The sequence below is a fragment of the Rhodoferax sp. UBA5149 genome, assembly GCF_002413825.1.
Classification (GTDB): domain Bacteria; phylum Pseudomonadota; class Gammaproteobacteria; order Burkholderiales; family Burkholderiaceae_C; genus Rhodoferax.
This window is the reverse complement of sequence record NZ_DHXT01000150.1, coordinates 1-2,805: the sequence shown is the minus strand read 5'-3', so window position 1 is coordinate 2,805 and position 2,805 is coordinate 1. Positions and strand designations below refer to the sequence as shown.

The following is a 2,805-nucleotide window of genomic DNA, read 5'->3' as shown; positions in this document are numbered from 1 at the left end:
TCCCACCGCAAGGCCGCGTTTGCCCGCGAACACGGCCGACTGGAAGCCGAGATCGTGCCCATCACCACGCCTGCGGGCGACAGGGTCACGCACGACGGCTGCATACGCCCCGGCACCAACGCCGAAGCACTGGCCGCGCTGCGCCCCGTGTTCAAGGCCGACGGCGTGGTCACTGCCGGTACATCGTCCCCGCTGACCGATGGCGCGGTGGCCGTGCTGGTGACCAGCGAAGCCTTTGCACGGACGCACCATCTGCAGGCCACGGCGCGCATTGTGTCCTTTGCCAGCGTGGGGGTGGACCCGGCCGTCATGGGCATTGGCCCCATCCCCGCCACGCGCAAGGCGCTGGCCCGCGCGGGCCTGACGGTTGCCGACCTGGGCGTGGTCGAGATCAACGAAGCCTTTTCATCCCAAGCCCTGGCCTGCATTCGCGAGCTGGGCTTGAACCCAGCCACCGTGAACATCGACGGCGGCGGCCTGGCCATTGGCCACCCGCTGGGCGCCACCGGCGCACGCATCACCGGCAAGGCAGCCGCACTGCTGGTCCGTGAAAACGCGCGCTATGCGCTGGCCACCCAGTGTGTGGGCGGCGGGCAAGGCATTGCCACCATTCTGGAACGTATCTAACCTGAAGGAAAAATCATGCAGATCAAAAACGCAGTAGTCCTGGTCACCGGAGCCAACCGCGGCCTGGGCCACGCTTTCGTCAACGCGTTGCTGGAAGCCGGTGCCGCCAAGATCTACGCCGCAGCGCGCGACCCCAGCAGCATCACCCTCGCCGGGGTGACGCCCATCCAACTGGACGTGACCAACGCGGCCGACATCACCGCCGCCGCCGAGCGCGCTGCACTGACTTGACGCTGCTGATCAACAACGCCGGCATAGGGCGCAGCTCGTCGTTCCTGGCTGCAGGCAGCGCAGACGCCGCACGCGCCGAGCTGGAGACCAACTTCTTTGGCCCGCTGGCACTGAGCCAGGCCTTTGCCCCCATCTTGAAAGCCAACGGCGGCGGCGCGATTGTCAATGTGCTGTCGGTGCTGAGCTGGTTGAACCTGAGCGCCGCGGCCACCTATAGCGCGTCCAAGTCGGCAGCATGGTCACTGACCAATGGCCTGCGCAACGAACTGCGCGCGCAAGGCACGCAGGTGGTGGGCGTGCACGTGGCCTTTACGGACACCGACATGGCCCGCACGGTGCCTGGCCCCAAGGCCGAGCCACAAGACGTGGCGCGCCAGACGCTGGCCGCGCTGGAGGCGGGGCAGGATGAGGTGCTGGCAGATGGGCTGACCCGCAATGTGAAGCAGGGTCTATCAGCACAGCCGGGGGTGTACTTGGGGCAAGTGGGTTAAGGCTTGCAGTGTGAGCGGCAACGGGTGCAACGCCCGTAGTCACTACATTTTCGATAGCGCCTTACGCATATCCGACGGGGGCTACAGCCCCTTTTCTACCATATCCAACAGCCGCTGGCCGAACATCTCAAAGTGCGGCCCCACCGGCGCCGCCAGTGGGCCGTCCACCACCAGCATGGCCAAGCCATGCACGGCGGACCAAGCCAGTATCTCGGCACCCGGCCGCTTGGCTGCGGGCATGACACCGGCCTGCACCAACTGGTCTACCGCACCGCACAGCAGCTCATACGGGTTGCGCCCGCTGGGGCCGGCGGTGGGCCATTCGGGCGTGGCCTGGATAAGCTTGTGGGACAGGGCAAACGCCGTGCGGAACAAGCCCGTCTCGGCCTTGGCAAAGCGCAGGTAGCCCGTGCCCACCGCGCGCACGCAGGCACGGGCGCGGTCGGCGGGCGACAGCTTAGGCGGGACCGCCGCCAACTCATCCTCCATGGACTTGGCCACCGCCGACAGTGCCGTGGCACGCACCGCCACCAGCAGCGCCTGCTGACTGGCAAAGTGGCGGTAGGCCGCATTGGGCGCCACGCCCGCGCGGCGCGTGGCCTCGCGCAGCGTGACGGCAGCAGGGCCACCCTCGCGGGCCAGCGCAATGCCGGCCTCCAGCAAGGCACGGCGCAGATCACCATGGCGGTAGGTTTTGCGTGCGGAGGGGGTGGTTGTAACAGACATAAACAAAGCAATGTGGACACCGTCCATTATCCATGCTATTCTTTTGTGCACGCTGTCCACAATTGAATGCACGCCTTATCGCAAGCGTACACAGCAAGGCGTCACCACTCTTAAAACAAGGAGGAAAACAGACCATGCCAAAACCCCATACCGTAGAACTGCACCGCGTCATCCGCGCCCAGCCGGATCGCGTCTACAAGGCATTCTTGGATGCCGATGCCATGGCCAAGTGGCTGCCGCCCTATGGCTTCACCTGCAAGGTCTCGCACCTGGACGCACGGGTCGGCGGCACCTACAAAATGGCCTTCACCAACTTTGGCACCGGCAACGGCCACAGCTTTGGTGGCGAGTACATAGAGCTGGTGCCCGCCGCCAAGATTTGCTACACCGACAAGTTTGACGACCCCAACCTGCCCGGCAGCATGAAGACCACCATCACCTTCAAGCCCGTGCTCTGCGGCACCGAACTGAGCATCGTGCAAGAGGGCCTGCCCGAGGCCATACCCGTGGAAATGTGCTACCTGGGCTGGCAAGAGTCGCTGGCGCAACTGACCACGCTGGTTGAGCCCAATATTCCCGGCTAAGCCACGCGGCACACACATCGACAAACCATTCACCCCAACATTCCTGGAGAACACCAAATGAAACTGGAACCCTACCTGTTTTTCAACGGCCGCTGCGAAGAAGCCATCACCTTTTACAAAGAGGCGCTAGTGTAGTGTTGCAATCT

General features: G+C 64.5%; 3 protein-coding genes and 1 pseudogene. 3 read left to right on the top strand and 1 reads right to left on the bottom strand.

The window, feature by feature from the left end; translation table 11 throughout:
- Nucleotides 1-627, top strand: a 627-nt coding sequence (locus B3V69_RS12835; protein ID WP_296447119.1) for a thiolase family protein, incomplete at its 5' end; no start/stop codon positions are given.
- 15 nt (nucleotides 628-642) lie between these two features.
- Nucleotides 643-1,349: pseudogene (locus B3V69_RS12830) on the top strand (SDR family oxidoreductase).
- 81 nt (nucleotides 1,350-1,430) lie between these two features.
- Here the strand turns inward: B3V69_RS12830 and B3V69_RS12825 are convergent.
- Nucleotides 1,431-2,075 (bottom strand): TetR/AcrR family transcriptional regulator, encoded by a 645-nt coding sequence (locus tag B3V69_RS12825; protein ID WP_296447117.1) that lies wholly within the window; start codon nucleotides 2,073-2,075, stop codon nucleotides 1,431-1,433.
- A 134-nt stretch (nucleotides 2,076-2,209) separates the two neighbouring features.
- On the opposite strand from B3V69_RS12825, the gene B3V69_RS12820 reads away from it, so the two are divergent.
- Nucleotides 2,210-2,659, top strand: a complete 450-nt coding sequence (locus B3V69_RS12820; protein ID WP_296447115.1) for an SRPBCC family protein — start codon at nucleotides 2,210-2,212, stop codon at nucleotides 2,657-2,659.
- Nucleotides 2,660-2,805 lie beyond the last annotated feature (146 nt).

Bases quoted from the DNA above. Each gene is read 5' to 3' on its own strand.
- B3V69_RS12825 (WP_296447117.1), bottom strand. From the start codon at position 2,075: ATGTCTGTTACAACCACCCCCTCCGCACGCAAAACCTACCGCCATGGT.
- B3V69_RS12820 (WP_296447115.1), top strand. From the start codon at position 2,210: ATGCCAAAACCCCATACCGTAGAACTGCACCGCGTCATCCGCGCCCAG.